Source organism: Mycobacterium asiaticum (genome assembly GCF_001673315.1).
GTDB classification, from domain to species: domain Bacteria; phylum Actinomycetota; class Actinomycetes; order Mycobacteriales; family Mycobacteriaceae; genus Mycobacterium; species Mycobacterium asiaticum_B.
Genome location: NZ_LZLQ01000045.1, coordinates 1 through 937, shown reverse-complemented (window position 1 = coordinate 937; position 937 = coordinate 1). Strand labels below are relative to the sequence as shown.

1 protein-coding gene is annotated in these 937 nt (G+C 59.9%); it reads right to left on the bottom strand.

Features of this window, described 5'->3' with window-relative positions; all coding sequences use genetic code 11:
• Positions 1-937: hypothetical protein (locus tag A5636_RS07210; protein WP_081287653.1), on the bottom strand; the 937-nt coding region annotated here is incomplete at both ends.

The following is a 937-nucleotide window of genomic DNA, read 5'->3' as shown; positions in this document are numbered from 1 at the left end:
GCACTCATCTGGCCGTTGAAGAAGCCGGAGACCTGGCTGCCGATGTTGCCCACGCCGGAGATCATGGCCGCGGTGTTAGCGGCCAGCGTGCTGGTGTTGGCGATACCGGAGATGGCGGTTCCCAGGTTCTGGAAGCCCGACAGCAACGAACCGGCGTTGTACCAGCCCGACGTCAGCGCCCCGTTGGCATTGGCGAAGCCCGAACTCAGACTGTTCGAGTTGAAGAAGCCCGAAGTCCCGTTGGAATTTCCGTTGAAGAAGCCCGACGCCAACGACCCGAGGGAGTTCCCGATACCGAGCAGCCCCGGTGCCGTGAGGTTGATTCGGCCGAGGAGCGTCATCTGGATGGGCAGCTGAAAGTCCGCCCCGAACACCAGGTCCATCAAAACGATCGGGTTGATGACGATGGGGTCGACCACTGCGGACGGGACTGTTCCAGAGACGCCGACGATACCAAGCGCATTGATGTCGACCGGGACGTTGACAGTGATCGGGTAGATGGTGATCGGGTCGAACTGACCGGTGATCGGGATCGCGACGTTGGTAGCCGCGAGCAGGTCGATCGGAATCGCCGGGAAATTGATCGGGATGGAAAAACCGTCGGCCACTTGACTGTCGGCCAGCATGAATGAACCGGTGTTCATGCTGCCGGTGTTGAAGGAACCGGTGTTGAGGTCGCCTGAGTTGGCGAAGCCGGTGTTGACGCTGCCGCCGTTGAAACTTCCGCTGTTCAGATCGCCGGGATTGGCATCACCGGTGTTGAAGCTGCCGGCATTGAAACTTCCCGTGTTATTGCTGCCGGTGTTGCCGATACCAGTGTTGTAGCTGCCGGTGTTGCCGATACCGGTGTTGCCGATGCTGGTGTTGCCGATACCGGTGTTGTAGTCACCGGCATTGCCGATGCCGGTGTTTCCATCACCAGAGTTGAAGAACCCGA